The organism is Aerococcus sp. L_32, from assembly GCF_050689315.1.
This window is the reverse complement of record NZ_JBOEQF010000485.1, coordinates 1-1,427: the sequence shown is the minus strand read 5'-3', so window position 1 is coordinate 1,427 and position 1,427 is coordinate 1. Positions and strand designations below refer to the sequence as shown.

At 41.8% G+C, this 1,427-nt stretch carries 2 protein-coding genes; both read left to right on the top strand.

What is annotated here, in order from left to right; all coding sequences use genetic code 11:
- Window positions 1-679: bifunctional 5,10-methylenetetrahydrofolate dehydrogenase/5,10-methenyltetrahydrofolate cyclohydrolase (locus tag ACRCJ0_RS14085; RefSeq protein WP_431390858.1), on the top strand; the 679-nt coding region annotated here is incomplete at its 5' end.
- On the top strand, window positions 672-1,427 hold a 756-nt coding region (gene xseA, locus ACRCJ0_RS14080), incomplete at its 3' end, for an exodeoxyribonuclease VII large subunit (RefSeq protein WP_431390857.1). The genes ACRCJ0_RS14085 and xseA, both read left to right, overlap by 8 nt.

Below are 1,427 nucleotides of genomic sequence, written 5' to 3'. Positions count from 1 at the left end.
TGGTGTGGCAAACGAATTAATTTCTTGCCCAAGTAATACAACAACAGAAGAATTGTTGGCGGTTATCCAACAATATAATGAAGATGAAACAGTACAAGGTATCATGATTGAGATGCCTTTACCAAAACAAATTGACGTACAAAAAATTAATATTGCGATTGATCCAGATAAAGATTTAGATGCCATTCACCCAGTACATTTAGGAAACCTATTAGCCGGTAATCAAAGTCGGGTACCGAATACACCACTTTCTGCTATCACCTTGATGGACGAAGTAAATACGACTTTTAGAGGGAAACGCGCTGTTATGATTGGCCGGTCTACAATCGTTGGAAAACCACTAGCAGATTTGATGTTACAACGTGGGGCTACGGTAACGGTTGCCCACAGTCAAACGGAAAATATGGCTGAATTAACGCGGTCTGCTGATATTATTTGTGTTGCCGTTGGTATTCCGAAATTTTTAACAGAAGATATGGTTTCACCAGGTACAACTGTAATTGATATCGGGACTACATATGATGAAAATGGTAAAGTTACTGGTGACGTAGATTTTGAAAATGTCGCTGAGAAAACCCATGCCATTACACCGGTGCCAGGCGGTGTTGGACCAGTCACCAAATTAATGGTATTTAAACAGATGATTGATAGATTAGAGGAAGTGACAGGTATTGTCTGATAAGAATTATTTAACCGTTAGCCAGTTAACGCAATATATTGCAACCAAGTTTGAAAAGGACCCTTATTTACATCAGGTCTACGTAACAGGTGAAGTATCAAATTTTAGAAAACGCGCTAAGCATCAGTATTTCTCCTTAAAGGATGATCATGCAGTATTATCTGGGGTCATGTTTGCCAATGCTTTTAACCAGCTGAAATTTGATTTAGAAGACGGAATGAAAGTCTTAGCAATCGGTCGTATCGGTGTTTTTAATGCGACTGGGCGTTACCAGTTGTATGTTGACCACCTTGAGCCAGATGGTGTGGGTGCTCTTTACCAACGCTATGAGCAATTAAAGAAACAGTTAACTGAAGAAGGCCTTTTTCATTTTGATCCGAAGCCGATTCCAAGATTTCCAAAAAATATCGCAGTCATTACTTCGCCATCAGGTGCTGTAATTAGAGATATCATTACAACCGTTAAGCGTCGGTACCCGATCGTGCAATTGACCTTGTACCCAACCGCAGTCCAAGGCAAGCATGCTGCCGACGAACTGGTGAAGAATTTAGAACGGGTGTCCGCACACGGTGACTATGACACAGTGATTATCGGCCGTGGTGGTGGATCGATTGAAGACTTGTGGCCTTTCAACGAGGAGAAGGTCGTTCGTGCCGTCCGCAAAATGGACATTCCTATTATTTCATCAGTCGGCCATGAAACGGATACAACCCTCGTTGACTTTGCCAGCGATCAAAGAGCAGCCACA